This window comes from Oligella sp. HMSC05A10 (assembly GCF_001808335.1).
GTDB lineage: Bacteria > Pseudomonadota > Gammaproteobacteria > Burkholderiales > Burkholderiaceae_B > Oligella > Oligella urethralis.
In genome coordinates this window covers 1-916 of sequence record NZ_KV792969.1, presented here as the reverse complement: position 1 = coordinate 916, position 916 = coordinate 1, and the positions used below count along the sequence as shown (strand labels likewise).

Here is a 916-nt window from a genome sequence, read left to right as displayed (position 1 = left end):
CCCAGACACCCAAGCCTGCACCCAAGCTACGCGATCAGCTGCATGCAATCATTCGTACCAAACATTACAGCCTGCGTACTGAAAAAACCTACTGGTACTGGATACGCTATTTCATACGCTTTCATCGACTCCGCCACCCCCGCGACATGGCCGAAGCAGAAGTCGCTCAGTTTCTGACCTGGCTGGCGACACACAAGAACGTGGCGGCGGCCACCCAAAACCAGGCGCTCAATGCGCTGGTATTTCTTTATAAACACGTTTTACAACAGCCTTTGCAGCATATCGACGGCATTGCCCGTGCTAAAAAGCCACGCAAGCTGCCCGTGGTGCTGTCCCATGAGGAAGCCATATCCGTCATTGCCCAGCTGCCTCCCCCGCATCGGCTGATTGCTTCGCTCATGTATGGGGCCGGTCTGCGTGTCAGCGAAGCCTGCCGTTTACGCATCAAGGATGTGGATTTTAATCTGCACAGGCTGGTGATACGCAGCAGCAAGGGTGGTAAAGATCGCACGACCTTGCTGCCCCAGACGCTGTTTACAGAGCTTGAAGAGCTGATAGCGCAACGGACTCACCAACATGCCAGCCAGTCCGGCATGCCAGCACCTGTTACGTTGCCTTATGCGCTGGCCCGTAAATATCCCAATGCAGGCTGCGCACTGGCTTGGCAATGGCTGTTTCCTTCTGAGAGTCTATGCCAAGACGACGACGGCCGTTGGGTACGCCATCATTTGCATATTTCTGCAGTACAAAAAGCAGTGAAAAAATCTATTTCGGCAGCTGGCATACACAAGGCTGCCTCCTGCCACAGTTTTCGTCACACGTTTGCAACCCAGCTGCTACGCCAAGGCACCGATATCCGTACTGTACAAGAGCTGCTTGGACATACTGTTTCTACCTAAAATTGCTACTAAAAATG

General features: G+C 53.2%; 1 protein-coding gene. It reads left to right on the top strand.

Annotated elements, in window-relative coordinates; genetic code table 11:
• Positions 1-899 (top strand): integron integrase (locus HMPREF3144_RS11275; RefSeq protein ID WP_070477957.1); only part of this gene is annotated, 899 nt, incomplete at its 5' end.
• Positions 900-916 lie beyond the last annotated feature (17 nt).